This window comes from Nitrobacter sp. TKz-YC02 (genome assembly GCF_049852135.1).
In the GTDB taxonomy this organism is placed as follows: domain Bacteria; phylum Pseudomonadota; class Alphaproteobacteria; order Rhizobiales; family Xanthobacteraceae; genus Nitrobacter; species Nitrobacter vulgaris.
Map to the genome: position 1 here is coordinate 1,470,130 of NZ_CP180728.1, position 25,711 is coordinate 1,495,840.

Annotated in this window: 34 protein-coding genes and 1 pseudogene; 12 read left to right on the forward strand and 23 right to left on the reverse strand. The window is 58.3% G+C overall.

Annotation, left to right across the window (positions count from 1 at the left end; all coding sequences use genetic code 11):
- The first annotated feature begins 269 nt into the window (after window positions 1-269).
- The 5 genes from purC (at window position 270) to purL (ending at window position 5,878) form a co-directional block, all read left to right on the forward strand.
- Complete coding sequence (purC, locus tag ACM561_RS06850; protein WP_173815946.1) at window positions 270-1,037, forward strand: phosphoribosylaminoimidazolesuccinocarboxamide synthase; 768 nt, start codon at window positions 270-272, stop codon at window positions 1,035-1,037.
- A 42-nt stretch (window positions 1,038-1,079) separates the two neighbouring features.
- Window positions 1,080-1,319, forward strand: coding sequence for a phosphoribosylformylglycinamidine synthase subunit PurS (gene purS, locus ACM561_RS06855; RefSeq protein ID WP_425908984.1), 240 nt, complete (start codon window positions 1,080-1,082; stop codon window positions 1,317-1,319).
- A 12-nt stretch (window positions 1,320-1,331) separates the two neighbouring features.
- On the forward strand, window positions 1,332-2,033 hold the full coding sequence (gene purQ / locus ACM561_RS06860; protein ID WP_425908986.1) for a phosphoribosylformylglycinamidine synthase subunit PurQ: 702 nt from the start codon (window positions 1,332-1,334) through the stop codon (window positions 2,031-2,033).
- 242 nt (window positions 2,034-2,275) lie between these two features.
- A complete protein-coding gene (locus ACM561_RS06865) occupies window positions 2,276-3,496 on the forward strand; it encodes a cytochrome P450 family protein (protein ID WP_425908988.1) in 1,221 nt (406 codons plus the stop codon).
- A gap of 171 nt (window positions 3,497-3,667) precedes the next feature.
- Entirely contained in the window at window positions 3,668-5,878 is a 2,211-nt protein-coding gene (gene purL, locus ACM561_RS06870; RefSeq protein WP_425908990.1) for a phosphoribosylformylglycinamidine synthase subunit PurL, read from the forward strand.
- A 245-nt stretch (window positions 5,879-6,123) separates the two neighbouring features.
- Here purL and ACM561_RS06875 read toward each other — a convergent pair whose 3' ends face one another.
- Window positions 6,124-6,501: a hypothetical protein gene (locus ACM561_RS06875; RefSeq protein ID WP_425908991.1), complete on the reverse strand. Its 378-nt coding sequence runs from the start codon at window positions 6,499-6,501 to the stop codon at window positions 6,124-6,126.
- Window positions 6,502-7,068: 567 nt separating this feature from the next.
- Here ACM561_RS06875 and ACM561_RS06880 point away from each other — a divergent pair.
- Entirely contained in the window at window positions 7,069-7,302 is a 234-nt protein-coding gene (locus ACM561_RS06880; RefSeq protein WP_425908993.1) for a BolA family protein, read from the forward strand.
- 7 nt (window positions 7,303-7,309) lie between these two features.
- On the opposite strand, the gene egtD is transcribed toward ACM561_RS06880, so the two are convergent.
- Together egtD and egtB are read right to left on the reverse strand one after the other, a co-directional pair.
- Window positions 7,310-8,275 (reverse strand): L-histidine N(alpha)-methyltransferase, encoded by a 966-nt coding sequence (egtD, locus tag ACM561_RS06885; protein ID WP_425908995.1) that lies wholly within the window; start codon window positions 8,273-8,275, stop codon window positions 7,310-7,312.
- Window positions 8,276-8,318: 43 nt separating this feature from the next.
- Window positions 8,319-9,572: an ergothioneine biosynthesis protein EgtB gene (gene egtB / locus ACM561_RS06890; protein WP_425908996.1), complete on the reverse strand. Its 1,254-nt coding sequence runs from the start codon at window positions 9,570-9,572 to the stop codon at window positions 8,319-8,321.
- Window positions 9,573-9,869: 297 nt separating this feature from the next.
- Here egtB and grxD point away from each other — a divergent pair, with 297 nt between their 5' ends.
- Window positions 9,870-10,208: a Grx4 family monothiol glutaredoxin gene (gene grxD, locus ACM561_RS06895; protein WP_079446450.1), complete on the forward strand. Its 339-nt coding sequence runs from the start codon at window positions 9,870-9,872 to the stop codon at window positions 10,206-10,208.
- An 8-nt stretch (window positions 10,209-10,216) separates the two neighbouring features.
- Here the strand turns inward: grxD and ACM561_RS06900 are convergent, their stop codons facing one another.
- Complete coding sequence (locus tag ACM561_RS06900; protein ID WP_425908997.1) at window positions 10,217-10,372, reverse strand: hypothetical protein; 156 nt, start codon at window positions 10,370-10,372, stop codon at window positions 10,217-10,219.
- 186 nt (window positions 10,373-10,558) lie between these two features.
- Between ACM561_RS06900 and ACM561_RS06905 the strand changes: the two genes are divergently transcribed.
- Window positions 10,559-10,825: a PepSY domain-containing protein gene (locus ACM561_RS06905; RefSeq protein WP_425908999.1), complete on the forward strand. Its 267-nt coding sequence runs from the start codon at window positions 10,559-10,561 to the stop codon at window positions 10,823-10,825.
- 67 nt (window positions 10,826-10,892) lie between these two features.
- Here the strand turns inward: ACM561_RS06905 and rpsD are convergent, their stop codons facing one another.
- The 17 genes and pseudogenes from rpsD to ACM561_RS06990 form a co-directional block, all read right to left on the reverse strand.
- Entirely contained in the window at window positions 10,893-11,510 is a 618-nt protein-coding gene (gene rpsD, locus ACM561_RS06910; RefSeq protein WP_425909000.1) for a 30S ribosomal protein S4, read from the reverse strand.
- 348 nt (window positions 11,511-11,858) lie between these two features.
- Window positions 11,859-12,710 (reverse strand): glutamate racemase, encoded by an 852-nt coding sequence (gene murI / locus ACM561_RS06915; RefSeq protein WP_425909002.1) that lies wholly within the window; start codon window positions 12,708-12,710, stop codon window positions 11,859-11,861.
- Window positions 12,711-13,053: 343 nt separating this feature from the next.
- Window positions 13,054-13,611: a PAS domain-containing protein gene (locus ACM561_RS06920; RefSeq protein ID WP_425909672.1), complete on the reverse strand. Its 558-nt coding sequence runs from the start codon at window positions 13,609-13,611 to the stop codon at window positions 13,054-13,056.
- A gap of 373 nt (window positions 13,612-13,984) precedes the next feature.
- Window positions 13,985-14,953, reverse strand: coding sequence for a tyrosine-type recombinase/integrase (locus ACM561_RS06925; RefSeq protein ID WP_425909004.1), 969 nt, complete (start codon window positions 14,951-14,953; stop codon window positions 13,985-13,987).
- A 375-nt stretch (window positions 14,954-15,328) separates the two neighbouring features.
- The gene (locus tag ACM561_RS06930) at window positions 15,329-15,670 is read right to left on the reverse strand and encodes a hypothetical protein (protein WP_425909006.1); all 342 of its coding nucleotides are present in this window, start codon (window positions 15,668-15,670) and stop codon (window positions 15,329-15,331) included.
- Window positions 15,671-15,764: 94 nt separating this feature from the next.
- Entirely contained in the window at window positions 15,765-16,379 is a 615-nt protein-coding gene (locus tag ACM561_RS06935; protein ID WP_425909008.1) for a hypothetical protein, read from the reverse strand.
- A 265-nt stretch (window positions 16,380-16,644) separates the two neighbouring features.
- Window positions 16,645-16,779: a hypothetical protein gene (locus tag ACM561_RS06940; RefSeq protein ID WP_425909010.1), complete on the reverse strand. Its 135-nt coding sequence runs from the start codon at window positions 16,777-16,779 to the stop codon at window positions 16,645-16,647.
- Between the two features lies 1 nt (window position 16,780).
- Window positions 16,781-17,020: a hypothetical protein gene (locus ACM561_RS06945; protein WP_425909012.1), complete on the reverse strand. Its 240-nt coding sequence runs from the start codon at window positions 17,018-17,020 to the stop codon at window positions 16,781-16,783.
- Window positions 17,021-17,221 carry a hypothetical protein gene (locus ACM561_RS06950; RefSeq protein ID WP_425909013.1) on the reverse strand — a complete coding sequence of 67 codons (201 nt, stop codon included), beginning with the start codon at window positions 17,219-17,221 and terminating at the stop codon, window positions 17,021-17,023.
- Window positions 17,218-17,709 (reverse strand): hypothetical protein, encoded by a 492-nt coding sequence (locus tag ACM561_RS06955; RefSeq protein ID WP_425909015.1) that lies wholly within the window; start codon window positions 17,707-17,709, stop codon window positions 17,218-17,220. The genes ACM561_RS06950 and ACM561_RS06955 overlap by 4 nt, the downstream gene beginning before the upstream one ends.
- On the reverse strand, window positions 17,706-17,870 hold the full coding sequence (locus tag ACM561_RS06960; RefSeq protein WP_425909016.1) for a hypothetical protein: 165 nt from the start codon (window positions 17,868-17,870) through the stop codon (window positions 17,706-17,708). The genes ACM561_RS06955 and ACM561_RS06960 overlap by 4 nt, the downstream gene beginning before the upstream one ends.
- Complete coding sequence (locus tag ACM561_RS06965) at window positions 17,870-19,408, reverse strand: hypothetical protein (protein WP_425909018.1); 1,539 nt, start codon at window positions 19,406-19,408, stop codon at window positions 17,870-17,872. Before ACM561_RS06965 ends, ACM561_RS06960 begins: the two co-directional genes overlap by 1 nt.
- A gap of 186 nt (window positions 19,409-19,594) precedes the next feature.
- Complete coding sequence (locus ACM561_RS06970; protein ID WP_425909020.1) at window positions 19,595-19,831, reverse strand: hypothetical protein; 237 nt, start codon at window positions 19,829-19,831, stop codon at window positions 19,595-19,597.
- Between the two features lie 85 nt (window positions 19,832-19,916).
- Window positions 19,917-20,135: a hypothetical protein gene (locus tag ACM561_RS06975; protein WP_425909021.1), complete on the reverse strand. Its 219-nt coding sequence runs from the start codon at window positions 20,133-20,135 to the stop codon at window positions 19,917-19,919.
- Window positions 20,135-20,422 (reverse strand): hypothetical protein, encoded by a 288-nt coding sequence (locus ACM561_RS06980; protein WP_425909022.1) that lies wholly within the window; start codon window positions 20,420-20,422, stop codon window positions 20,135-20,137. Before ACM561_RS06980 ends, ACM561_RS06975 begins: the two co-directional genes overlap by 1 nt.
- 15 nt (window positions 20,423-20,437) lie before the next feature.
- On the reverse strand, window positions 20,438-20,581 hold the full coding sequence (locus ACM561_RS06985; RefSeq protein WP_425909887.1) for a hypothetical protein: 144 nt from the start codon (window positions 20,579-20,581) through the stop codon (window positions 20,438-20,440).
- A gap of 219 nt (window positions 20,582-20,800) precedes the next feature.
- A pseudogene (locus ACM561_RS06990) lies at window positions 20,801-21,295 on the reverse strand (pentapeptide repeat-containing protein); the annotation flags it as partial.
- Between the two features lie 548 nt (window positions 21,296-21,843).
- Between ACM561_RS06990 and ACM561_RS06995 the strand changes: the two are divergent.
- Complete coding sequence (locus ACM561_RS06995) at window positions 21,844-22,257, forward strand: type II toxin-antitoxin system HicB family antitoxin (RefSeq protein ID WP_425909024.1); 414 nt, start codon at window positions 21,844-21,846, stop codon at window positions 22,255-22,257.
- A 58-nt stretch (window positions 22,258-22,315) separates the two neighbouring features.
- Here ACM561_RS06995 and ACM561_RS07000 read toward each other — a convergent pair whose 3' ends face one another.
- The gene (locus tag ACM561_RS07000; RefSeq protein ID WP_425909026.1) at window positions 22,316-23,011 is read right to left on the reverse strand and encodes an FkbM family methyltransferase; all 696 of its coding nucleotides are present in this window, start codon (window positions 23,009-23,011) and stop codon (window positions 22,316-22,318) included.
- A gap of 246 nt (window positions 23,012-23,257) precedes the next feature.
- Complete coding sequence (locus tag ACM561_RS07005; RefSeq protein ID WP_425909028.1) at window positions 23,258-23,629, reverse strand: helix-turn-helix domain-containing protein; 372 nt, start codon at window positions 23,627-23,629, stop codon at window positions 23,258-23,260.
- 63 nt (window positions 23,630-23,692) lie between these two features.
- Here ACM561_RS07005 and ACM561_RS07010 point away from each other — a divergent pair, with 63 nt between their 5' ends.
- From ACM561_RS07010 to ACM561_RS07020, 3 genes are all read left to right on the forward strand, one after another.
- Entirely contained in the window at window positions 23,693-23,908 is a 216-nt protein-coding gene (locus ACM561_RS07010; protein WP_425909029.1) for a hypothetical protein, read from the forward strand.
- A 73-nt stretch (window positions 23,909-23,981) separates the two neighbouring features.
- Window positions 23,982-24,299 carry a hypothetical protein gene (locus ACM561_RS07015; protein ID WP_425909031.1) on the forward strand — a complete coding sequence of 106 codons (318 nt, stop codon included), beginning with the start codon at window positions 23,982-23,984 and terminating at the stop codon, window positions 24,297-24,299.
- Window positions 24,299-25,711 (forward strand): hypothetical protein, encoded by a 1,413-nt coding sequence (locus tag ACM561_RS07020; protein ID WP_425909032.1) that lies wholly within the window; start codon window positions 24,299-24,301, stop codon window positions 25,709-25,711. The genes ACM561_RS07015 and ACM561_RS07020 overlap by 1 nt, the downstream gene beginning before the upstream one ends.

The window sequence follows — 25,711 nt, forward strand, 5'->3', positions numbered from 1 at the left end:
GAGTTCCTAAGTTAGATACTAGATAGGAAAGGGCCTATCCGGGAACAACAGGCGCAAGGTCGCAGGCAGCGGGTAAAACTTCGCTTCTGACGGCCTGCATTGATTGTGCGGGGTGACTCAATCGGCTACGTTGCAGACAGGCTGGGGTTCTTGTTCTGTTTCCTGTTCTTGTTCAGGACTCCTGGCTTTCGCGGCAGCTCCGCCACGGTCACATCAAGCGCTCGGAGCACACCAGATTCATGGATTTCAACAACACACGGTACATCCCAATGAGCCGTCGGCGTCGCATTTACGAAGGCAAGGCCAAGGTGCTTTACGAAGGACCGGAGCCGGGCACCCTGATTCAACACTTCAAGGACGACGCGACTGCGTTCAATGCCAAGAAGCATCAGGTGATCGAGGGCAAGGGCGTCCTCAACAACCGGATTTCGGAGTACCTGTTCCAGCACCTCAACGACATCGGGGTGCCGACGCATTTCATTCGCCGTCTCAACATGCGCGAACAGTTGATCCGCGAGGTCGAGATCGTGCCGCTGGAAGTCGTGATCCGCAACGTCGCGGCGGGTTCGCTGTCGCAGCGGCTCGGCATCGAGGAAGGCACTCAGCTGCCGCGCTCCATCATCGAGTTCTATTACAAGAACGACCAGCTCAACGACCCCATGGTGTCGGAGGAGCACGTCACGGCGTTCGGCTGGGCGACGCCGCAGGAGATCGACGACATCATGGCGCTGGCGATCCGCGTCAACGATTTCCTCACCGGGCTGTTTCTCGGCATCGGCATCCGGTTGGTCGATTTCAAGATGGAATGCGGCCGGTTGTTCGAAAACGAGATGATGCGAATCGTCGTCGCCGATGAAATATCCCCCGACTCGTGCCGGCTGTGGGACATCAAGTCGAACGAGAAGCTGGACAAGGACCGCTTCCGTCGCGACCTTGGCGGGCTCCTGGAGGCCTACACCGAAGTTGCGAAACGGCTCGGCATTCTGATGGAGAACGACCGGCCGGTCGGCGCCGGCCCGGTGCTGGTAAAGGGATAGTTTTCGCTGCCTCCTGAAGACGGACAAAGATAGAAGCTGGATATGAAGGCACGCGTCACCGTCACGTTGAAAACCGGAGTTCTCGATCCGCAGGGCAAGGCCATCGAGGGCGCGCTGAAATCGCTGGGCATCGAGGGGATCGCCAGCGTGCGTCAGGGCAAGGTGTTCGACATCGAACTCGCCGGCGACAAGACGAAGGCGGAAGCCACGCTCAAGGCTGCCGCCGACAAGCTGCTGGCGAACACCGTCATCGAGAACTATCGCGTCGAGGTTCTGGGCTAGGCGACGCACGACATGAAATCCGCCGTCCTCGTCTTTCCCGGCATCAATCGCGAGCGCGACATGGCGCGCGCGTTGCAACTCGTATCCGGGCGCGAGCCCGCGATGGTGTGGCACGCGGAAACCTCTCTTCCCGAGGGCACCGATCTCGTCGTGGCGCCGGGCGGTTTCTCCTACGGCGATTATCTTCGCTGCGGCGCCATCGCCGCTCGCTCGCCGGTCATGAACGCGGTGCGCGCCTTCGCGTCGGATGGCGGTCTTGTGCTTGGCGTCTGCAATGGGTTTCAGATTCTCTGCGAGTCCGGGCTTTTGCCGGGAATCCTGATGCGCAATGCGCGGCTGAAGTTCATCTGCCATGACGTGCATGTTCGAGTCGAACGCTCGGATACGCCGTTCACGCGCGGCTACAATGCGGGGCAGGTGATCCGCGTCCCCGTCGCCCATGGCGAAGGCAACTACGCCGCCGACGAGGACACCATTCGTCGCCTCGAGGGTGAGGGTCGCGTTCTCTATCGTTATTGCTCGCCGTCAGGCGAGGTCGGCGATACGCATAATATCAACGGTGCTGCGCAGTCGATCGCCGGCATCATCAACGAGCGCGGCAACGTGCTCGGCATGATGCCGCATCCGGAAAATCACGTCGAAGACATTATGGGCTGCACCGATGGGCGCGGGCTGTTTGCAGGGCTCGTCGCACATCTGGAGCGGGCGGCGTAGCATCGTGGATGCAGTCCGCTGACATGCCGCCCCTTGTGTCTCTCCTGAGAGAGCCATGTGTTTGGTGATTGCGGTGCCATTAGCCAGGCATATTCAGAATGGATCGTACAGAGATCGGCTTGAGCGCTGATCCGCTCGTCCTAAAGCGTTTTCGAAGCGGTGGCAGACTCTAGTGGCCATGTGAGTGGCTGGGCTTCTGCCGACGAACAACGTTCGTCTACTCCGGAGAGGATGATGAAATCATGATCAAGGCGCGTGATTTCGATGTTCTTTCGCCTGAATTTCACGCGAATCCTTTTCCGACGCTTGACCGTATGCGAGCCGAAGGGCCGATTGTTCGTATAAAATTTCCGATCATCGGCGATACATATCTGGCTGTTACGCACGACGCCTGCGCCGCACTGTTGAAGGATCACGAGAACTTCGCGCGCGATTCCACCAATGCGGGGAGCAGAACACAAGCGCGAATACTGAGGTTCCTTCCAAGGACGATCGGCCTTCTTGCACAGAACATGCTTGGTCAGGACGACCCTGAACACCGCCGCCTGCGCGGCCTCGTCGACCAAGCTTTCGCGCGCCGCACGATAGAGGCGATGAGGCCGATGATTTCCGACATCGCTGATCGTCTTCTCGATAGATTAATGGGAAGGACCGAGGTCGATCTCATGTCCGAGTTTTGCCGGGACCTGCCGCTTTCAGTCATCTGCGCGATGCTCGGCCTTCCGGATCAAGATCACGATCGATTCAAGAACTGGTTGAGCGGGTTAAAGAACACCGCCAGTATTGGCGCGGTCATCCGCGCCATTCCCGGTGTGATCAGTGTTGTCCGCTACTTGCGCCGTAGTTCGAGATCGGGAGGTGGCGCGCTGTCCGACGGACTGATCGCAGAGCTTCGCGATGCCGAAATCGCTGGCCAGACCCTCAGCGAGGACGAACTGGTATCAATGATTTTTCTGCTGTTCGGTGCCGGCCAGGAAACCACGACCCATTTGATTTCAGGCGGGCTCTTCGCCTTGTTGTCTCACGAGGATCAACTCAATCAGATCCGCCGTGATGCGGGCCTGATGCCGACTTGCGTCGAAGAGTGCCTGCGCTACGTATCGCCGGTCCAGATGACAAAACCGCGCTTCGTGACTCGCGAACTCGCTTGGCAGGGCCGGCAATTCCGTCGCGGCGATATGGTTGCCGGATTCGTCGCGGCCGCGAACTGCGACCCTGCCAGATTCGAGCACCCTCATCGTTTCGACATCACGCGGCACCCGAACCCACACCTTTCCTTTGGCACGGGCGTACATTTTTGCCTGGGCTTCCAACTTGCTCGGGCGGAGGCGGCCATCGCGTTCGAACGCATTTTCGCGCGCTTTCCGGACATGCACCTGGCTACGCAGGCCAGGAGTATCGAGTGGCACAAGCGTCTCGGCATACGGGGGCTGACGCAACTGCCTGTACGGCTGGTAGCGTAATAATGTCAGCATCGCGCGTTATTCACTGCCGTGTCGCTCGGTGCAGGTTAGCCAGACGGCATTCTCGGCCTCGGCTCCACGCAACCCATGGAAAGCGCGGAATCGGCTGGTAAAAGACCTTTTCCCGCGCATCCGATCTCCTTATTAAGGAGGTAAATCGCGTCAGGACCCATGATCAACAACGAACCCCAGATCACTCCCGAGCTTGTAGCTTCGCACGGCCTCAAGCCGGATGAATACGAGCGCATTTTGAAACTGATCGGCCGAACGCCGACCTTCACCGAGCTCGGCATCTTTTCGGCGATGTGGAACGAGCACTGCTCGTACAAATCCTCGCGTATCCATCTGCGCGGACTGCCGACGAAAGCGCCGTGGGTGATCCAGGGGCCGGGCGAGAACGCCGGCGTCATCGACATCGGCGACGGGCAGGCGGTGGTGTTCAAGATGGAGAGCCACAACCATCCGAGCTACATCGAGCCTTATCAAGGTGCGACCACCGGCGTCGGCGGTATCTTGCGCGACGTCTTCACCATGGGCGCGCGACCCATTGCCTGCCTCAACGCGCTGAGCTTTGGCGATCCGTCGCATCCCAAGACGCGGCATCTGGTATCGGGCGTCGTTGCCGGCGTTGGCGGCTATGGCAACTCGTTTGGTGTTCCCACTGTCGGCGGGCAGGTGCGCTTCCACACCCGCTATGACGGCAACATCCTCGTCAACGCCATGGCGGTCGGTCTCGCCGATGCCGACAAGATCTTCTATGCGGCGGCGTCGGGCGTGAACATGCCGATTGTTTATCTCGGTTCCAAGACCGGCCGCGACGGCATCCACGGCGCCACCATGGCGTCGGCCGAATTCGACGACGACAGCGAGGAGAAGCGTCCAACCGTTCAGGTCGGCGATCCCTTCGCCGAAAAGCTGCTGCTGGAAGCCTGTCTCGAAATCATGGATGCCGGGTGCGTCATCGCGATCCAGGACATGGGCGCGGCGGGGTTGACGTGTTCGGCCGTGGAAATGGGAGCCAAGGGCGATCTCGGCGTCGATCTCGATCTCGATAGCGTGCCGACGCGCGAGCAGGGCATGAGCGCCTACGAGATGATGCTCTCGGAATCGCAAGAGCGCATGCTCATGGTTCTGAAGCCCGAGAAGGAAAAGCAGGCGGAGGCAATCTTCAGAAAGTGGGGACTCGACTTCGCTATCGTCGGCTCCACCACGCCAAGCAAGCGCTTCGTCGTCAAGCACGGCGGCGATGTGATGGCCGACCTCCCGATCAAGGAGCTTGAGTCGGAAGCGCCGCTGTACGACCGGCCGCATGTGCCGTCGCCGCAGTTGCCCGTCATTCAGGCGCGCGACGTTACGCCGCCTTTGCCCGTCGTCGATGCGCTGGAAAAACTGATTGCCTCGCCGGAGTTGTGTTCGAAGCGCTGGGTGTGGGAGCAGTACGATCATGTCATCGGTGGTAACACCGTGCAGCGGCCCGGTGGCGATGCGGCGGTGGTGCGCGTCGAGGAAGGACCGAAGGGGCTTGCGCTTACTGTCGATGTGACCCCGCGCTATTGCGAGGCGGATCCATTTGAAGGCGGCAAGCAGGCGGTCGCGGAAGCCTGGCGCAACATCACAGCGGTCGGCGGCCGACCGCTGGCGATCACCGACAACCTCAACTTCGGTAATCCGGAACGGCCTGAGAATATGGGCCAGTTCGTCGGCTGCCTGAAGGGCATCGCCGATGCCTGTCGTATGCTCGACTTTCCCGTCGTGTCCGGCAACGTCTCGCTTTACAACGTGACAAACGGCCGTGGCATTCTACCGACGCCCTCGATCGGCGGCGTCGGTTTGCTGGATGACTTCACCAAGTCAGCCTCGCTTGCCTTCAAGGCGGAGGGACATCCGATCCTGCTGATCGGTGATACACAAGGCTGGCTCGGTCAGTCGGTTTACTTGCGCGATATCTGTGGACGCGAGGAGGGAGCGCCGCCGCCGGTCGACCTCGCCGCGGAAAAGCGCAATGGCGATGTTGTGCGCGGCATGATTCACGCGGGAACGGCGACGGCCGTTCATGACGTTTCCGATGGCGGACTTCTCGTCGCGCTGGCGGAAATGGCGATGGCGAGTGGCATCGGCGCGGCACTCGACGCGGCGGCGGCCGCGATCGTGCCGCACGCGTGGTGGTTCGGCGAAGATCAGGCGCGCTATATCGTGACCGTTCACGAGCGGGACCTCTTGAGCGTTTTCACCAAGCTCAAGGCGGTGGAGGTGCCTTGCATTCAGATCGGGCTGACCGGCGGTCACGAGATCGCGATTGCCGGCGAGCGCGCCGTCCACATCAAGACCTTGCAGCGCGGTTTTGAAAGCTGGCTGCCGGACTATATGGCGGCGAAAAGCTGACGTCCGGCTAGAGGACACGCCTGTGCCGGAAATTTAGTGCAGCGCGGCCATCGTCACCCAACTCAGCACGAATGTACCGACGGCTGCTGAAGCGGGCGTACGGCAGCTTCTGTACTGAGGACGCAATGCAGCGTACGATCGCAACGATGGTGGGTCTAACCATAGTTTCCGGTTAGCGCACAAGTTATCATCCCGATGACTTCACCATCGTTGTCGAACATCTCAAGCCAGCGGCATCGCGCCGCTCAGTACCCATAATTCGGGCAAACCCAGCTGCCGTAGGCGTTGTAGCCGCAGCCGCTGCGGTAGTAGGCTCCCGTCGCAGCTGCGCCGACCGCCGCCGCGCCCACTGCCGCAGCACCGACACCGTAGCCGCGATAGCCGTATCCACGATAGCCGTACCCACGATAGCCGTAGTGCCCGCCGCGCACAGCCGCGCCGCCCCGGTATCCCCGACCTGCAACCGCGCCGCCGCGATGCACGGCACCGCCGCGGTGCATGCCGCCGCCGTGGAAACCGCCGGCGTGCATACCGCCGCCACGACGGGCGAATGCGTCATTGGGGAAGGTCGTGACCAGCAGCATGGCTACGGCTGCCGAAGCGATGAGAAATTGACGCAACATTTGCGTACTCCTTCTTCGAGAGAGGAAAGCCGCGGGCGCCTGCGCATCGCGCCGAACCACGGATTCTCTCCAAAGCCTCGCGCGCGGGAGCTTCGCGCCCTTGACCTACATCAAACCTCGCGGTCCCATCTGCGTGAACGAACTATTCGATCTCCTCCGACGCCGTACGCTTCCGGCTCTTGACTTGATCCAATCGCCCGCGGACGGCCCGATGCGGCCTGGGTTCGGCGTCATCATGATCGGGTGATCGGGACCGGGTATCTTCCGGTCGCTTTCTTGCGGTTGGAAGGTTCATGCAAATATAAGACTGATCTGCGTGTGACGGGGATCGGGCGACCGCGTTAAGTTGAGCAGACGTCACGGCGATTCCGGTGCATGATCCGGGCTAGTGTCCCGATTCCGAAGTTCGCATGTCTCCATGGCAGCTTCCGATGCGAATTTCGAAATCAAAAAGATACTAGTAACTCTATGATTCTAGTGTGTTTTGGTTCATTCGCTTGACTGACTCGCAGGAAAATAAAGCGAACGTTTGAACCACCATACGGGCCGGATTTAGGAGACACTTTGATGTCGATGGAAGCGCGGGAAATCGAATCGATGATCAAGGAGGCGATTCCGGACGCCCAGGTGACGATCCAGGACCTTGCCGGTGACGGCAACCATTACTCGGCAACCGTCATTTCGGAGTCGTTCCGCGGCAAGTCTCGCGTGCAGCAGCATCAGATCGTCTATCAATCGCTAAAGGGCCAGATGGGTGGCGTGCTGCACGCATTGGCTTTGCAGACCGGCGTGCCGGAGTAGTCCCGCCTCAGCTAATCAGCGCGTGAACCGAAAACATCCGCTCCGGGTCGGTCCATGCCGCTATCGGCGTCCAACCAGCGCCCTTCGCCAAAGCGTTGAAACGGTCGGTGCTATACTTGTAGCTGCTTTCGGTGTGGATGCTTTCGCCGGCGCGAAAGGAGAAGCTGCGGCCCTGCAAGCGGGCCGTCTGCGGCTTCTTGCTAACGAGATACATCTCGATCCGGTGTCGATCCCGATTGTAGATCGCGCGATGGGCGAAGGCGGAGAGGTCGAAATTGCCGCCGAGTTCGCGGTTGACTCGCGCCAGGATGTTCAGGTTGAAGCGCGCGGTGACTCCGGCGGCATCGTTATAGGCATCGTACAGCGTCCGTTCGTTCTTCTCGAGATCGACGCCGATCAGCATGTACGCGCCTTCACCCAGGATATTGCGAGCCCCACGCAGGAAGCGGCTGGCTTCGTGAGGCTCGAAGTTGCCAAGGGTCGAGCCGGGGAAGAATCCGACTTTCGGCATGGCCGCGACTTGATCGGGTAGAATGAATGGCGCGGTAAAATCCGCCGTCACCGGATAGATTTTCAGATGTGGAAAGTCTTTTCGCAAGCCGCGAGCCTGCGCGTTGAGAAAGTCACCCGAAATGTCCACCGGCACATAGGCGGCAAATTCACACGCGGCCAGCAGCAGCCGCGCTTTGGTGGGAGCGCCGGCCCCGAACTCCACCAGCGCCGCATGTGTGGGAATGATCGAAGCAATTTCGGCGGACCGATCACGCAGAATACTGAGCTCGGTGCGTGTCGGATAATATTCGGGAAGCCGTGTGATCTGTTCGAACAGTTCGGAGCCCGTTGCATCGTAAAAATACTTTGGTGGGAGCTGTTTCGGATGGTGAGACAATCCTGTGATCGCATCACTCGCGAATGCCCGCGTGCGTTCGTTGGATCCAGGCGCCCCGGCCAAAGCGGCAGCATGCAGATTCATGGCATTCTCCCTGCGCAACGCAACGCATTTGAGTTGGCAGCGATCAAACGCCGTAGTCCGCCAGGCGCAGACCGGTGAATTGCCAACGGTGGTGCGGATAAAAGAAGTTCCGGTAGCTGACACGGCTGTGCCGCTCCGGGGTCGCCAGCGATGAGCCGCGGAGAACGAGCTGGTTGACCATGAACTTGCCGTTGTATTCTCCGAGCGCGTCTTGGCTGGCGCGATATCCGGGATAGGGCGAGTATGCGCTTCGCGTCCACTGCCAGACCATGCCGAACGCATCGTCGAGCTGTTCGGCTCGGGCCGCGATTTCCCATTCCATCTCGGTTGGCAAATGCTTGCCGCTCCAGCGCGCGAAGGCATCGGCCTCGTAATAGCTGACGTGGCAGACCGGAGCATTGGCATCGATCGGCCGCAAGCCGCCAAGCGTCATGACCTGCCAACCATCGGCCGTCTTCCGCCAGTAGCCCGGGGCTTCCCAAGCCTCGCCGGTCGCCGCAGCGAAGCCGTCCATCAACCACAAACTGGCGGTGCGATAGCCGCCGTCGTCCATGAAAGCGAGCCACTCGGCATTAGTGACGAGACCGCGCGCGAGCTTTACCGGGCCGACCAAAACGCGGTGCGCGGGCTTCTCGTTGTCGAAATGAAAGCTATCGCCCTGATGTCCGATGGTGTGGATGCCCTCGATCAGTCTTGTCCACCCGTTGCCGGCGTGTGGAGCAGCGAATGTCCATAACGCGTCGTAAGCCGGCGTCATCGGATTTTGGGCAAATGCGTGCAGGATATCCGTCAACATCAGCTCCTGATGCTGCTGCTCGTGGTTGAGGCCGGCTTCGATCAGCGGAATCAGTCCAGCCAGCATTTTGTCGCTGGTATCGTGAAAGAACTTGACGACCGCGGCGTCGACCTGCCGGCGATAGGCGGTGATTTCTTCCGCGCCGGGACGGGTCAGATGGCCGCGCTGGGCGCGGGCATGACGCGGACCCACTCCGACGTAATATGAATTGAAGAGGAAGGCGTAGTCCGGATGAAATGGAATGTAGCCGGGCCTGTGCTCCCCGAGCAGGAACTGTTCCCAGAACCAGGTCGTATGGGCACGGTGCCATTTCGTCGGACTGGCGTCCGGCATTGATTGCACCATCTGGTCTTCCGGCGTCAGCGGCTCCGCACGCCGCTCCGTTTCGCTCCGGACGGCGAGAAATGCATCCGTCAGGCGGCCGGCCAATGTCCGTGAACCGGAAAATAGCGACGGGTTCGGGGCGGCCATTGCGGCTGCGGCAGACGCAGAGTTCGTCACGGAAATCTCCGGTTTGGGAAAGAACGTTGCTCCGGACATTGGGTTCCGTGGAACGATCCGTTCGCAAGTTATAGAATGGGGTATTGCCGGGAACGAGATCCGAGGCTCCGACCGGGCCTAAAAGCGCGGTCTTGACGGTCTGTTTCACGGGCACCATTCACAACCCAGAAAGCGCTGTGCGGTAGGCTGATGCTCCCGGCAATTTATTTGTTACCCAACGGTTTCGGACTATATATAGCAGCGAGCTGCGACGGGCTGTTCGCGGCGCCGGTAACTCGCGGCTAAAGGGTGTGATGGATGAGCATTAAGGACACTATTGAGAGCGAATTGAAGTCGAGCGACGTTGTGCTGTTCATGAAGGGCACGCCGCAATTCCCCCAGTGTGGTTTTTCGGGGCAGGTGGTTCAGATTCTCGACCACATTGGCGTGGGCTATAAGGGCCTGAACGTGCTCGAAAATCCCGAACTGCGTGACGGCATCAAGACTTACTCGAACTGGCCGACGATCCCGCAGCTGTACGTCAAAGGCGAATTTGTCGGCGGCTGCGATATTGTCCGTGAAATGTTCCAGGCTGGCGAGTTGCAGAAACTACTCGGCGACAAGGGCATCACGCTCAACACACCGGCGTCGGCCTGACGGCGGCCTCACGCGCCGTCGGTCCAGCGCGACTGGACCTTGTCGTCGCGGACATCGCCACGCTGGGCGTTGATGCATCCGTCAACGCAGCTCAAAGAATCTCCGGTCGCGGCGGCATTGACGGCGCGACTCGTAAGGTCGCGTGACCGCAAAACGGATGGCATCGCGACTGCATCGCAAGCAGTACTAGGACCTCGGAGCCCGTGCGGATAAGGCGCTTTCCCGCCACGTCGCCGTGACCAGTCTAACGGTTGCGTTAGCGTGGGACGGCGCGGACGAGCTTCTATGAGGAACCTTCCCGACCAAGGGCAGTTCTTGGCTCAGCCATGTACCTTGCACGGAGAACAAGAATGAGAACGCGTTTTATCGTCCTAGCGCCGATGATGCTTGTTTTGGCGGCGGTTATCAGCTCCGTCCATGCAGGCCAGCCGGGCGCAGACTGGATGAAGTCCGATCAGGTCATCGAGAAGCTAACCGCCCTGGGATACACAAATTTCAGTAAGGTTGAGGCCGATGATGGCCATTGGGAGTTGGAAGCCGATCTTAAGGGCGTCCGTTACGATTTGAGTGTCGATCCCAAGAGTGGTGAGGTCATCAAAAGCGAACCGGACAACTAATCACTTCGACCTTGGACAAAAAAAGCCCCGGAGCGATCCGGGGCTTTTTTAAATCGAGGTGGTGAAGTTAGCGCGAATAGAACTCGACGATCAGATGGGGTTCCATCTGTACCGCGAAAGGCACGTCCGCAAGCTGCGGAATGCGGGTAAATTTCGCGGTTTGCTTGTTGTGATCGGCGTCGATGAAATCGGGTACATCACGTTCGGCAAGCTGGTTGGCTTCCAGGACCAGTGCGAGCTGTTTCGACGCGTCCTTCACCTCGATGGTATCGCCGACCTTCAGCTTATAGCTCGGAATATTGACTCTGCGGCCGTTCACCTTGACGTGGCCGTGGTTGATGAACTGGCGCGCGGCGAACATGGTCTGCACGAACTTCGCACGATAGACCACGGTGTCGAGGCGGCGCTCGAGCAGGCCGATCAGGTTCTCGCCCGAATCGCCTTTCATGCGGGTCGCTTCGACATAGATCGCATAGAACTGGCGTTCGGAAATGTTGCCGTAATAGCCCTTGAGCTTTTGCTTGGCGCGGAGCTGGGTTCCGAAATCCGAGAGCTTGCCCTTGCGGCGCTGGCCGTGCTGGCCGGGGCCGTATTCGCGCTTGTTGACGGGGCTCTTCGGGCGGCCCCAGATGTTCTGGCCCATACGGCGATCGATTTTGTACTTCGCCTCATTGCGCTTAGTCATCGCGTCCTCTTGTTAAACTCTGTGGATCGAGGAAACGCGCCCTCCTGTGCGGATGATCTGAGCACGATGAAAACCGGAAGACCGCTTTTCGGGATCATGACAAATCCGCCGCCGACAGGTCCGGCCCATAAGCTTGACGGGCAGGACCACGGGTCGCGAAACGCAACGCGGGCCAAAACAGGCCCGCGCGCAGGCGTTTTCTAGGGACAAACCGCTTTCCTGTCAAACTATAGCGGAGTCATTTTCGACCGGAAGAACGCTAAACGCGAACGCCGCGCGGAGCTAGTCTTCGATATATCACTTTGCACCGAAGATTAACGGCTTGATCCCGCGTGAAACCGTGAATCTTCAACGGTTTGCCGCAGGTTCTGGTATCAGCTGATGAGATGCAGGTCGGGCTGGGACGCGGCCGCCGAAGAACGGCGCGAGCGCGCCCGTCAGCGCGTCGAAGCGGCCCGAGGTAAAGATCATTTCGGGCGGGAAATCGCGGCCGCCGGTGGCGCTCGGCGCGAGTGATTTCAGCAGGTCGGCGACGCGGCGGGCGATCGCGGGCGCCGGATCGATCCATGACACCGGCCATGGTGCGAGCCTTAGCAACCGATCGAGCAACAGCGGGTAGTGCGTGCAGGCCAGCACGACGACGTCGGTGCGCAGGTCTCCACCATTGCCCGCCGGAACGAAACATGGGGCGACTTCGCTCAGGATGTCGGCGTCGCTGACGGGCTTGCCGCTCAAGGCGTCCTCCGCCAACGAAGCCAGGCGTGCCGCGCCAACAAGCGTTACGGTGCAGGCTTGCGCGTGATCGCGGATCAGCGCCTGAGTGTATTCGCGCTGCACGGTCGCCCGGGTGCCGAGCACCGAGACGCGCTTGGTTTTCGACGCGGCGCAAGCCGGTTTGATTGCCGGAACCGTGCCCACGAACGGCACCGAATAGGCGGCGCGCAAGGGCCCCAGAACCGAGACGGACATCGTGTTGCACGCGACCACCACGATGTCTGGGGCGTGGGTGCCGATCAACTCTCCAACAAGCGGCACCACGCGGGCGATGATTTCGTCTTCGCTGAGACGGCCATAGGGGAAGAAGGCGTCGTCGGCGACATAGACATATCGTGCAGCGGGGAGGACGCCGACGATCTCCCGCAGCACGGTGAGGCCGCCGAGGCCGGAATCGAGGACAAGAATGGTTGGAGTGTGTGACACGCGAGAATATTAGGGACGGTCGGTTACCGTGGAGTTTTTACGGATTGTGTCGATTTGTCCATCTCGGGACAGTGATACCTTAATGCAAAACGATCCCCAACGCTCGCAACATCATGGTGGGTGCAACGGCTCTGTGCCGTGGAGAGCGATGCGTGGAAAGTCCCGGACCAGCCGTCGGGCATGACCCGGGAAAACGTCTATAATATCATATTTTTCAATATGATGCGGTTTAATACTAACAAAGAAATCAGCCAGATTTCGGCGCTGCTCGAACGAAACGCTTCGTTCGGAGAAAGACTCGTAATACCAAGAACGTGGTGCTCCGGCTTCATTTCGGAAGGCTCTAGCGCAATCCTTCGTAGACCATGAATCCGCGTGCGATCTCGAGCTTTTTCAGTGAGCGCGGGACGAAACGTTGCGGCGGATGATTCAGATAGCGCCACGAAGTGAGCGTGAAGTCCATCACGGGCTGCCGGCTGGGCTGCATCGGCGCCAGCAACCCGGTCAGGCTGGTTGGGGTATGTGTGCGATTGTTGAAGGGGAGCAGCAGCAGTTCGAAGTGTGCGAGCGATCCGTTCCGCTCGGTGGCAGTCAAACCAGCGACCGCGACTAATAGTTCGTCGGACACGATGCCGAGCATATCGGTAATTTGGGCGCGGCTTGCGGCCGCGAACAGTGTTGAAAAATTCTCCCCCTTAAGGTCGCGGTCGAGCAGGGCGCAGATCCGGGTTCCGGCAACGCGGAACGGATAACCGCGCTCCGGCTCGTAGGAGAGCACGAAGATGTCCCCGAGCAGCTGGCGAACTGCACTCGGTTCAATGACGCGGCGGTCCGGTGCACGCTCGCCGTCACGTTTCTCATCCCAGTACGCGAAGAATGTGCGGTTCGATGGGTGTTTCATAATGCAACCGTCCTGACCGAGGTCCAACCGGACAAATCTGTCCTATTTCAAGGCACCTCAGCCGTTTGCTGTTGTGCAGGAGCGGTGTTGCAGCGTCCATGCCGGAGGCGGCTTTTGCGTCAGCGACCCCAGGCAATTGTGCTGTTAACGTTAAATTAACCACCGAGCCAGGTTCGCCGAAAAGCAGGCTATGATCCCGCCGCGTCATGCGTTCTCTTCAGGTTTCCGCGGATGTGTCGAGCAGTTGCAACCGTCACGAAGATCGGAGTCGGATTTCTTTTCATCGAAATCCATCCGGCCCCACACGATCAAGGGAGGGTTTCTCAGACCCTCCCTTACCTATTGAAACCGAAATTAAGATATTGATTATACGTTATTTTCTAACGTCCGTCGTATGCCGTTTTCCTTTCCGGCCTTCCCGTTTTCCAAATCTGTTTTTGTTCTGTCCCGCAAAGGCGCGGATCACGCGCGCCTCTTTCTCAACGTGGCGGGTGTAATGCTCGCCCATGCGCGGCGTCCGATCGCCAAGCGCGGCTGCTACGTCGCTCGCGTCCGCCCCTTCTCGACGAAGCCACGCCGCATACGTCACGCGCAGGCCATGCAGCGTCAGTCCTGATCCGACAAGCCCACTGCGCTCCAATCCCTTAAGCCAATTACTGAAGGCAGTTTGAAGCTGCTTCTCGTGTTTCCACGACATGCCATCAGCTCGCGTGGCGATCTTGACCGATGTCCTTTCTAAGCCGTCGAGAAAATCGCTTAACTCGGACACTGCCGGAATCCAGACTTCCTCCCCATTCTTGCGAACGACCATTCTCAGACACTTTCGGTAAGAAGGGTCTGATTGATAATTCCCCCAGGTCATAACCGAGATCGTTTGACCTCTTAGGCCGGCATAGCGGGCGATCATCATTGGTATGGCGAAGTGCAGCGGCGCTCGCTTACGAACAACTTCCCACTCGTCAGCCCGCCATTCCCGGTTTGATGCGGAATCGCTTTTGTGCATCCGCTCGATGCCGAGGGCAGGGTTACTCTCCATCTTCTTGCGCTTCACGGCTTGCGTAAACATCGAGGACAGAGCGGTCATCATCTTGTCGGCAAAGCGCGGCCACTTGGCCTTAGCGCAACCGTCGCGCGTCTCATAAAGAGCCGCCGTCGTGATGGTGCTAAGGGGGGCGTCGAACTCAGGCTGAAGATAAGCGAACGCGTCGCGATATTGCTTCTGCGTCGCGACCGCTAGTTCTTCAAACCCCGGCCACTCGTTTTCGAACCAGTTGACTAGCCATCCGAGCGTCTGCTCTGGATATGGCCTCACTCTGGCGCGCTGCGAGTTGTAGGCGCTCATTATTTCGGCTGAGCTAAGATGGACTATAAGGTCAGACCGGCTCCCGTCGAAGCCGCGAACAATGGCGTCACCCGAAGCGCGGTGATAGACGTACCACTTCCCCCGCGAGCGGACGATTTTAAGCCCTCTCAGCGGCACCTTGACCACCATTGATCTTCTCCCCGAAACGACGCGGAGAGAAAGATTGCTTGTTCGGGTTGAGCGAGGAAAGCCATTCGTCGAGACTGGCGCGTAACCATCGGTTCCCGCGTGTGGATTGCGTGAACTGTATCGGCTTAACAGGGCAAACAGCTTTGAATGTCTCCGGGCATAGACCAGAGTATTCGGCTGCTTGTGCCAAATTCAGAGCAGCCGGCCAAACGGTCAGCCCCCTCGTCATATCTTCTCCTGGGGAGGGGAATAATCCTTCCCGTCATTTGCGGCGGCGACCATGGCGGACCACACATCCTTCATCGCGTCCAAAGTCGTCGTTTTGCGACCATCTCCCCTAAAGAAGATATCGTCGGCTTTCTTGCCGCCGGCCGCCATCATACCCTCGGTCGGCTCCTTCGGTACCAAGCACAGCCCATCCACGGCGAGCGCGGCGGATAATGCCGCTATTGCAGCGTCGTGATCGAAGTTAGCCGATACGGTGTGATCCCGCCTCGTCCAAATGGCTCCGCGCGTCTCTGCGATCGCCCTTGCCGCAGCCTCTACGGCTCTCTGGGAGAAGTTCATGGATCAGTCCTTCCCGCGTGTGACGATGATGCGTGTGACCTTCACGGCAGCTATCGCCCATACAATCGATGAAATGATCAAGACGCTGGCCCAATCAACACTGTTCATTGTTTAACTCGTTCTCAGGACTGGCCGCGAGACGGCGGACAAGATCGCGGGCGGCTTCGCAAGCGTCCTGCAGTGGGTCGCCTTCCCAATCTTGTGGCAGGCCAGCACGGAAATCATCGTTTGCAGATAGGATGGCGTTCAGCGCCGCTATCGCCTCGTCGCGCTCTTGCTGGAGGCGGGTGGCGCGGTCTTGCCACTGCTCTGCGGCGTGTAATGCTTTGCCGCGAAGATCCTCGGATTCCTTGGCCATATCTGTGAGTTTGGCGAAATCCCCCTCCAACTCCTTCACTCTCGCTTGCAGCGCGTCTCGTTCTTGCTCTGCTTGGGAGGCGCGGTCACGGAATTGTCGCAACTCAACTGAAAGCCCATAGGATAGCTTTTGTTCGGACAAAAGCGTGCGTTGAAGTTGTTCGTTCCTGTCAGTTAGCTCCTCTCGTTCTTTGAGGAGCGAGTCGAGTTGGGTGGCGGGAACATACTTGTGCCCGCCGATCGTGATTCTCGCAGCCGGCTGTTCGCCCCTGGCTACGGCAAGCGCCTCTTTAACACCTTCAAGGATGCGGTTGGGTCTAGCAATGTCATCGGCAGAATCCTTCACAGCCATACGAGCCTCGCCAGTAAGAGTCCGATGATGACGCCGATTGTTATGCAGAAAGCGCCATAGATACGGATTGCGTGGTCAGCAATGGCGTCGCGCGGGGTGGTCATCTGCCAGCCCTTTCATAGGAAAGGCAGTGATACTGCGGCGCAGGAAGTGTGTACGTGGCTCGCATTTGGTCGCCGAGCTTGTGACACGCTTCCTCTGAAGATACGCCAGAGATCGCGAATCCTGCCGTCGTGCCCCAAGCCCATAATAAAACCCAAGCCATCTACTCGCCCCTCTTTCTGCTGGCGTCCTCGGATTGGGCGCGGCGCTTCATTTTCATCAGCCTTATCTCGCGCTGTATCAGCACAAGCGTGACTGCTATCGTCAGCGCAAAAGCTGATGCAATTACGTCGCCCATCTCACTTCTCCACGGATTGCACGAGTGCGGAGCGGATATCGGCCTCCAAGGCGTATTTCTCGCCGCAGAACGGGCAGAAGGTGGCGACGAAGAAGCCCGGCTTCGATCGGCGATTTTCGATGATATGTTTGTCGGTGCGGACAAGCGAAATTAACGGGCGGCGCGGTGCGAACATCGTCGCATTCAGCACTTGCCCTTCTGGTTTACGCTCGGCGTTTATTGTGTCGATGCAGCCGCACATTCACTTCTTCTCCACGGATTGCGCGAGTGCGGCGCGGCCAAGGTCGGTCGGCTCAATCCAGTCTGAGTATTTCCCATAATGCTCGGTGGCGTATCCTAGATCGACGAGCTTGCGACGTGGCCGGTAGTTCTCAGGGCACGTTGCTTTCCCAGCGGCCACTGCATGTGTCAGCAGGTCTAGTTGCGCTCTTGTCAGCCTCATATCTCAGAATCCCCGTCGCGGGCGGAGCGGATGGCGGCGGCTCGCATCGTCTTGTAGAGATCGGCCACGTATTGCGACCAACGGTATTCACCTGACAGCGAGACGCTCAACGCAAACGCAACGCCCGCGTCGATCATGGCAGTGGTGGGTTCGCCCGCTTCGTTCTGCACAAAGCCGGATGCGAGGATGGCGTAGGCATCTCGATAGCAATGAATTATGCTACTCCGATGCTCAGCGCTGGCTGTCTTGTCCGTATGGAACCATTCGAAGTGCATTCGAACTGTTTCGTCATCGAACATGCCTCGTGACTTGTAGAGCAACCGCGCAATCGCTTCCCGCCTTTCGCCGTCTGGCTGCAAGGTGGCGAGGGAGGCCTTAGCAGCGTCTATGCGCTTCAAGAACGCATTCGGTAGGCGGTCTAGATCGATTGATGCTTCGACAGCTTCAACCAGATTAAACAACGCCTCTTGGATGCTCGGTGCTATCATGGGCCGGAAGCCTCAACGATCGACATCGTTTCTTCGCTTTCATCTTCCTCATGCTCGATCGGAGCCTCTATGGATTTCTCCTCGGCCTCCTTTTCGTTCGAGGCTTCGACCCATTGACAACGAATTACGGTTGCTCTGGTCATAACGTAGTATCTTGCCATCACCGCTCCCCCTGCTTGTCGCAAGCAACAATCGCGACGATCTTCTTGATCGTCTTTTCGATAGATTCGTCTTGGTACCCGCCAGCGAACGTGCCGTATCCGAGACCGTAAATCCCATTGATGGCTGAACGGACCTTTGCCGTCACATCGGCAGTGCGTTCTGAGGTAGAGCTCCCAACCGTGATCGGTGTGTATTCTCCGTAACCAGACGGGATAGGCCCGTGGGGGTGTGCGGAGAGGGCAACCTTCACTAACTGTTTGCAGTCCTCACGAAAGGTCTTGCGCCATCTCTTAGCGACCCAATCCTTTGCCATCTCCTCGATAAGCTCGGAAACGGAAAGCCTCAACCGCGCCTCTGCGCTGGCATTGGCAATCTGCCTTTTCATTTCCGATATGGCAGACTGAAACACATCGTGCGGCGATCTAGGCTGCGCTGCATCTGACATACCGAGCGCACGGAGCATTTCGCTTAGATCGTTCTGCAATTCTGCGCTGGCACGGGTCGCTAGTATCGCATTCGCCGCATCAATTACGTTCTGCATCGACACCATGCCGCCACCAACATGGGCGCGAATGTCGGCTTCAGTGATTGCCTCTGCGCTGGCATTGGCAGCCGCAGGAGCGGGCTGACGATCCGCTGCGATTTTAGCGTTGATTGCTTCCAGTAGCCATGCGCGGTCCTTGTCCGTCGCGCGGCGGCGGAAATGCAACTTGATGATGTGGTCGCCTTCTGTATCTCCCGACATCGCCAGTAGATCGGTGCCTCCTACCAGGAAGGTGTCTTGCACAGGAGCGGGCGGATCAGTGAGCTTCTCGCGAAGCACCGTCGCGCAGCGAATAGCTCCGTCGTAAACGCCCTCCAAATACTTAGAACCTGATTTCCCCCCGCCTACGTCACCTTCGGTATCGGCAATATTCTCGCATATGGTTGATGCAGCCATGAAACATCGGCCAGAATCGTTTTCTGCGCGCGGTTCAATCTTCTCCACAGGAGCGGGCTGATGGGAGAGGGTGGCGAGTTGCTGGCAAACCCAGAACACCGGGTAATCTCGCTTGACCTCGTCGTCGGTATAATCCGGGTCTATCGACGGGTCGGTGTCTCCAAGAGCGCAATCGAGCACCGAAATCAATGTAAGCAACACATCTCGGGACACGTTCACCCCAGCGTCAGCACCGCCATGATCGGGCAGTGACAGCGGCCGTTCTCGCCCCACAACATAGGTCTCCAAATCACGAAGATCGGAGCCGTCAGAAGCTAAGCCAAATAGCTTCATGCCATTGATAATTGTCAGCGCGTCGCTAGGCGAGACAGTTGACTTCCCTGCGCCGGTATCTGGCGGCGCGGTGTGGCGGAGGGCAGAAGCTACGGCTTCAATCATATCACAAGACGCAGCTTGCGGATTTGCCCACCCCATTGCGTGAAAACCGCGCGCCAGTACGTGACCAATATCAGGGTGAACGGTATCGTCACCTGGATCGATGGTCACCTTGGCGATGATCTGCTCCAACGCCTCTTTGATGCTCGGTGCCTTGGTCATGGGCGGACGGATTCCAGCGATTTGCGGGCAGTCATGACTGCACCAATACAATAATAAATGGAGCAGCGAGCGCGCAGTTTACTATCGTAATGCCGACGAAAAACATCTTGAGGAGAATGTTAGGCCAACCTGAAGCGCTCCAAATGGATGCGACAAAGCCGAATGCGACTGCGTTGACGGTAAATATCATGACTCCAAAACCTCCCGCAGCACGTCGAGATCGCGTTCAAATTCGTCCTTGTTGTCGTTGCAGACACGCGCGAACCGGCTCGTGACGAGCTGCATTCGGTTCATGATCGAATACAGGCGCTCTGCCTGCGCGAAGAACTGCAATGGGTTCTTGTTCGACTCTTCGAGTAACCAATTCGTGTCAAAGTCGAGCGCGTTCAGGATCGTTTCTGCATCTGACGGGTCATCGCTCATGACAGTGCGGCTCCCCACACTGCCAACATTCCGCAAAAGAGGACGATTGCGACAAGCGCAGCCATCTCTTCGAGATAGACGCGGGTCATGGTGCGCACTCCTCAATCTGAGCAAGTAAATCGTCGATAGCCTCTTGCTCGGTTGCGCCGCGTCCAATCGGGCAGGTGCTGAAAAATCCGTCTTGGTCGCAGTCGCAATCGTAAGTGTCGTCATCGACAGCCGACCAGTCCATGTCGCGGATTGGAATCGGCGGATATTCGTGGCAAGTGCTGATCTTGATGCCGTTGATTAGGTGGATGGCCATCACGCAGCCTCATGCTTGCGATAGTCGCGCTCATGATCCCAAATAGATTCCTGCAAGTTCTGGCCTGTGAGAAGGCGCTCTTCGCACTCACCCTCATCATCACAACCAGCCGCTTCGATCGCCTCGTTCAGATCGGCAATGGCTGACCAACGGGTCACACCACGTCCGCAAGTCTCGGGACGCTTCGGCTCATATGCGACGTAGTACCCGAGGGGGGCTTGGCCGCTGACAACTGGACCTTCGTTGAAGTGGCTTGTCTCAATATTGGTTAGGGCGGGTGCGGTCATGGCTAATGCTCCCGGTCAGGCGGCGGGCTTGGCTTCAAGTTCGGCCAACCGCTTCATGTCGGCTAGAGCTTCATCGTTAGTCGCGTAGAAATTTGGGATACGCTCTATCTTCGGATCACTAGCGAGATAAATCATCGCGGCGGCGGCTGGAGTTCCCATGCAGAACTCCATTGCCTTCCCTGCGTCTCCGGCAAGGGTCACAACCCATCCAGCCCTACAATGCGCGGTCCCGCATGAGTTGTGCCAACTGTCCATATCAAGGGCGTTCGGAGCGCTTGCGGCATTGAAGACGGTCTGATGTATGTTTTCGATCTTCGGTACACCGCTCAGGTCGGCACCGCGCAGGTCGGCATCGCTCAGGACGGCACCGCGCAGGTCGGCATCGCTCAGGTCGGCATCGCGCAGGACGGCACCGCGCAGGACGGCACCGCTCAGGTCGGCATCGCTCAGGTCGGCATCGCGCAGGACGGCACCGCGCAGGACGGCACCGCTCAGGTCGGCACCGCGCAGGACGGCACCGCGCAGGACGGCACCGCTCAGGTCGGCACCGCGCAGGTCGGCATCGCGCAGGACGGCATCGCGCAGGACGGCACCGCGCAGGACGGCACCGCTCAGGTCGGCATCGCGCAGGACGGCATCGCGCAGGACGGCACCGCGCAGGACGGCACCGCTCAGGTCGGCACCGCGCAGGTCGGCATCGCTCAGGACGGCACCGCGCAGGTCGGCATCGCGCAGGACGGCACCGGTCTTGAATGCCCACTTCACTGCCAAGCCCATTTTCAGGCGAGGCGAGGCGGTCTCATCGCAATCCAGTTCTGCAGTGAATTGGATGTTGCTGGTCCAGCGGTTTCTGACCCCAAACTTGATTGCCATCTCGTCTTCCCCTCCAATCGCCTTGCCCGGTAGGGCGTGGTGTGTTCGTCTGTGGGGGAGAGCTTGCCATATAGGCAAAAGACGGTCAATAAAAAAGTTGTCTAATAGGCAAAATAGTTTGTTGTGCGGCGCAACAAGTCGTTTGATACAAACAGGCGGGGAGGGGCGGCTGGGTGAGGTTACCTGCCGAGGTAACGGCTGTGTGAGGCACACAAGACTGGAATGAGATGGGTTGACGCCGCGCTTAGACTCCGTCCAAGTTCCGCCCCGTCTGGGGGGTGAATGGCAAAGAAACAGCCACTTTTAGAGCAGATGCGCCGGAACCCACGGGCCGATTGGACAATTGACCATGTTGGGAAACTATGCGCAGAGCACCATATTGAACTCATGCCACCGACGCGGGGAGACCATTTTAAAGCTGTAAGTTCTCTAATAGATGGGCACTTAACTATTCCCGCGAGACGGCCTATTAAGCCTGTATACATCAGGCATCTTGTATCTATGATCGACGCGCATATCCTTCTGACCGCAAAAAGGAGCAAATGAAGATGGATTATCCCATTGTTATTGTTCCTCTTCCTGAGGATGAGGGGGGTGGCTTTCTAGGCTACGTGCCTGATTTGAAGGGCTGCATGTCGGATGGCTCAACCCGTGAAGAGACTGCCAAGAACACCGAAGACGCTATTGCTGAATGGCTGGATGCCGCCCGCCAGCGCGGAATGGATGTCCCTGCGCCGAATTCGGCAGCCGAGCGTGAGCGCGGCAGGAAAGCACGGCTCGCCAACGAACTGAAGCGGTTGGCAGAGGGGGTCGACCAAATCGAGGGGCGGTTACAAGAGCTTGAACGTGTCGCTCGTGAAATCGAAGAACGCCTTGAACATCATGACGCCTGGGATCGTTTCGTAGATCTGACCGGCGATGGCCCCGTTGCCCCAGGCCGACGAGAAGTGATGCCTTGCTAATCCCAAACCCCGCTTCGGCGGGGTTTTCTATGGGGCAAATCCCCCTGGGCCGTGGCGGTTAGTTGGCTGATCCCACAAGCATGGTGTTACTACGAGTCTTGCCCTCGATCTTGTAGCCAAGGCCCATCATTAGGGTGAGGCAATCGGTCTGCCATTCTCCATGCGAGAGATGCTCTATCACAACAGATCGAGGCCATAGAGACGGGGGGGCGTCTCGAAAGAAGGGGGCGAGCGCCTGATCCTCATACCCCTCAACGTCTATCTTAAGAGCATCTATTGTCGAGACCTTTCGCTCAGCCAAAATGGTTGTTAGCGGTTCTCGGGAAACGGTAACCCCCGAATTCCCGACGCGGCTCGCGCCCAGATTGTTTTCATCAGAAACAATCATCAGCCTGCCGGGAGAGGCGGCGACAGCGACCTGAGCCACCTCCAAATTGGTAAGATTTGATGCGGAACAGTTAAATTTCAGCCTTTCGGAGGCCGTGGGGTGCGGTTCGATAGCGATGACTCGGCCATTAGGGCCGACGTGCTTTGAAATCACTATGGCGTAAAGGCCAATGTTCGCACCAATGTCGATGAATGTGCCGCCTTTTGGGATATTACGCCGCAGGAAGTCTATTTCTTCCTGGTTGTAGGAAGGGTTTAAAAGCGCCCCCAACTCGGTTCCGTTATCAAAATAATGAAACCGGAAATCTCCGCCTTGAAACGTCCCGTCGATCGGCCCGGATCTGACCAAGGACAGAAGCTTAGCCATCGCTGGACGAAAAGCTCCTCGCTTCAGCTTCGACCTGTGGGCCGCCTTCAAAATGGTCAACTGAAGGCGGGTAGGGGTCAATGACCCGTAAGGCTCTTTATTCATTTATGAATACACCCGGTTAACTAATCCGAAACAAATAGACTTTGGCCCCTTTTGAATCCGTCTAAATTATGAATAGAGTGAACGGACAGTGAACGATAGCGCGGGGGCGGAATTGTATCATGGAGAATCAAGACTTGGCGTTCATTTCGGCTTGGAGGAACTCTTCCCCCGAGACAAAGAAGGCCGTTTTGGAGCTTCTTCAGGCTCCATCCCAAGCAGAAGCGCCACAGCAGCCTGTCTCCCAGGGTCAGCCCGAAGAAAAGCTTCGATGAGCTTCTTGTCTCCGTCTCCGACCGACTCGATTAGGTCTGTGGGCGTTACCTTCAAGGCCGTAGCAAAGGCGTTGAAGTGCTTCACTGCCAAGTTCCGGTCGCCATTTTCCAGTCGCTGAACATATGAAGGAGACAGGTCGACAAGGTCGGCCAGTGTCTCAAGGGTCATGCCCTGCGCTTCCCGCAGTTCTTTTATGCGATTAGGTGCCACGCGCACATAATTGCCTGTTAGGCAAACCATCGCCACCGCCTAATAGGCAAAAAATGTCTTGCATTAAGTTGCCAAATAGGCAAAATGCAAAACATGACGCTGACACAATATCTCACCGAGACAAACCAAACCGCCACCGCATTAGCGGCGAAAGTCGGTTGCGAGGTTTCCACGATAACGCGCCTCGCTAAGGGTGAGCGCGCGCCTTCGATTGCCCTTGCACACAGTATTGAGCGAGCGACAAGCGGTCTCGTGACAATTGGCGATCTTGCCCTGGCTGCGCTCTCGACTTCGGGAGAAGCGGCATGACCCCCGCATCGCGCCTCATGGTCGAAGAGTTGAACAAGCTCGCAGCGAATGGCCTCGGTTACAAAGAGGCTGCTTGGGCGATCAATGCCAGGCCGCGATACTCGGCATTTCCGTAGCCGGTGAGGCTTTGGGAAGTGTCGAGTACACGACGATCGACGGCAATATTGATCCTGTCTTGGCTGAGATTGAAGGCATCGCCTACATTGGCGATCGGGACGATATCCCCGATCGCTACTTCCAAACGATCGCTCGGATGGTTGCGGTTCATAGCGCAGCCAAGTTCAGCAATTCGCCGGTCGATCTTGCCGTGGTTCAGCAGCACGAAACGCGGCTGCGCTATCTTGCTGCCAATGCCGTGACGCACGAACCGCTGAAGACCGAATATTTCTGATGACAGCGATCCCGCTTCCGATGATTTCAGCACCTGGGCTTAACTCACAGACATCGGGCGGCCGCATCGTTAACGCGTACATGGAGAAGCTGAGCGCAACGGCGGGGCAGAAATATGCCTATTGGCGCGCACCGGGGCTGAAGCTGTTCAAGGCAATAACGGGGACGAACTTTCGCGGCGATTTAGTCGTCGGCTCGCTGCTCTATGTTGTGGTGGACGATAAAGCATATTCGATCACCAGCGGCGGAACGGTCACGCAGATGACCGGCACGGTAAGCGGGTCGGCCGGCGTGTTCATGGCGCGCAACAACGCTTCAACGCCGGACATTGTGGTCGTCTCGCCTGGTGACGGTGCGAAAGTCATCGCGTCGGGTGCGGTGTCGAGCTATCCCGACGCTGATGTGGGGCAGCCTAATTCGGTTGTGTTTCACAAGGGGTATTTCTGCTTCACGTACGGCGACGGGAAGAGCAGAACGTCCGGCATCAATTCCACTTCCGTCGCGACCACTGACGTTGCGACGGCTGAGAGCAAGCCGGACAGTCTGTTACGTGCGATCCCTCTTGGGAATGGCCAAATTGTGCTCTGCGGTGATGCCTCGATGGAGGTATGGGGCGGGCAGAACGATACGGGTTTTCCGTGGAGTTATATCGCGACTATCCCGCGTGGAATCATCGGACCTTATGCCATCGCCGGTCATGAAGATGGGTTCGGCAAGGGGATATTTTTCTGCGGCGACGACTTCGGTGTTCACACGCTGAATGGTTACGCGACCGTGAAGATATCGCCTCCTGATCTTGACAGGGCCATTGAAGCTGAGACGAACAAGGAAGCGATCCGCGTCTCGGTGTTCATCGCTGGGGGTCGTTCGTTCGTAGTGGTGCAGGGCGAAGCATGGTGCTGGTGCTACGACGTTGGAGAACAGACGTGGCACGAGCGCGAGAGCTATCTGGTCAAGTATTGGCGGGCATGTTTTCCAGTGAAGGCATTTGGCAAGTGGCTGTGCGGCGATCTCAAGACTGGCGATCTTCTTGAAATCAGCATGGCAGAACAGACCGAGGTCGGTGATCCGCTCAGAATGCGGATTGAGACAGGTCCGGCTGGTGCGTTTCCACAAAAGGTTCGGATAAACTCGATTGAGCTGTACCTGACGAAAGGCGTTGGTGAAGCGGAGGGGATCGATCCGGTTGAGACCGATCCTGACATTGAAATTTCGATGTCTCGTGACGGCGGCAATAACTGGCTTGACCCTCGCGTGGTGAAGATCGGACGACAAGCCGTCACAAATAGGCGTGTCAGGGCTTCGATCTGGGGGCAGGCAGACGTGCAGGGTACGCGCTGGCGCTTCGATATGTCGTCAAGTGTTCCGTTTGCGTTGATGGGCGCTGATATGGCCGTGGATGTGTTGAGGTAG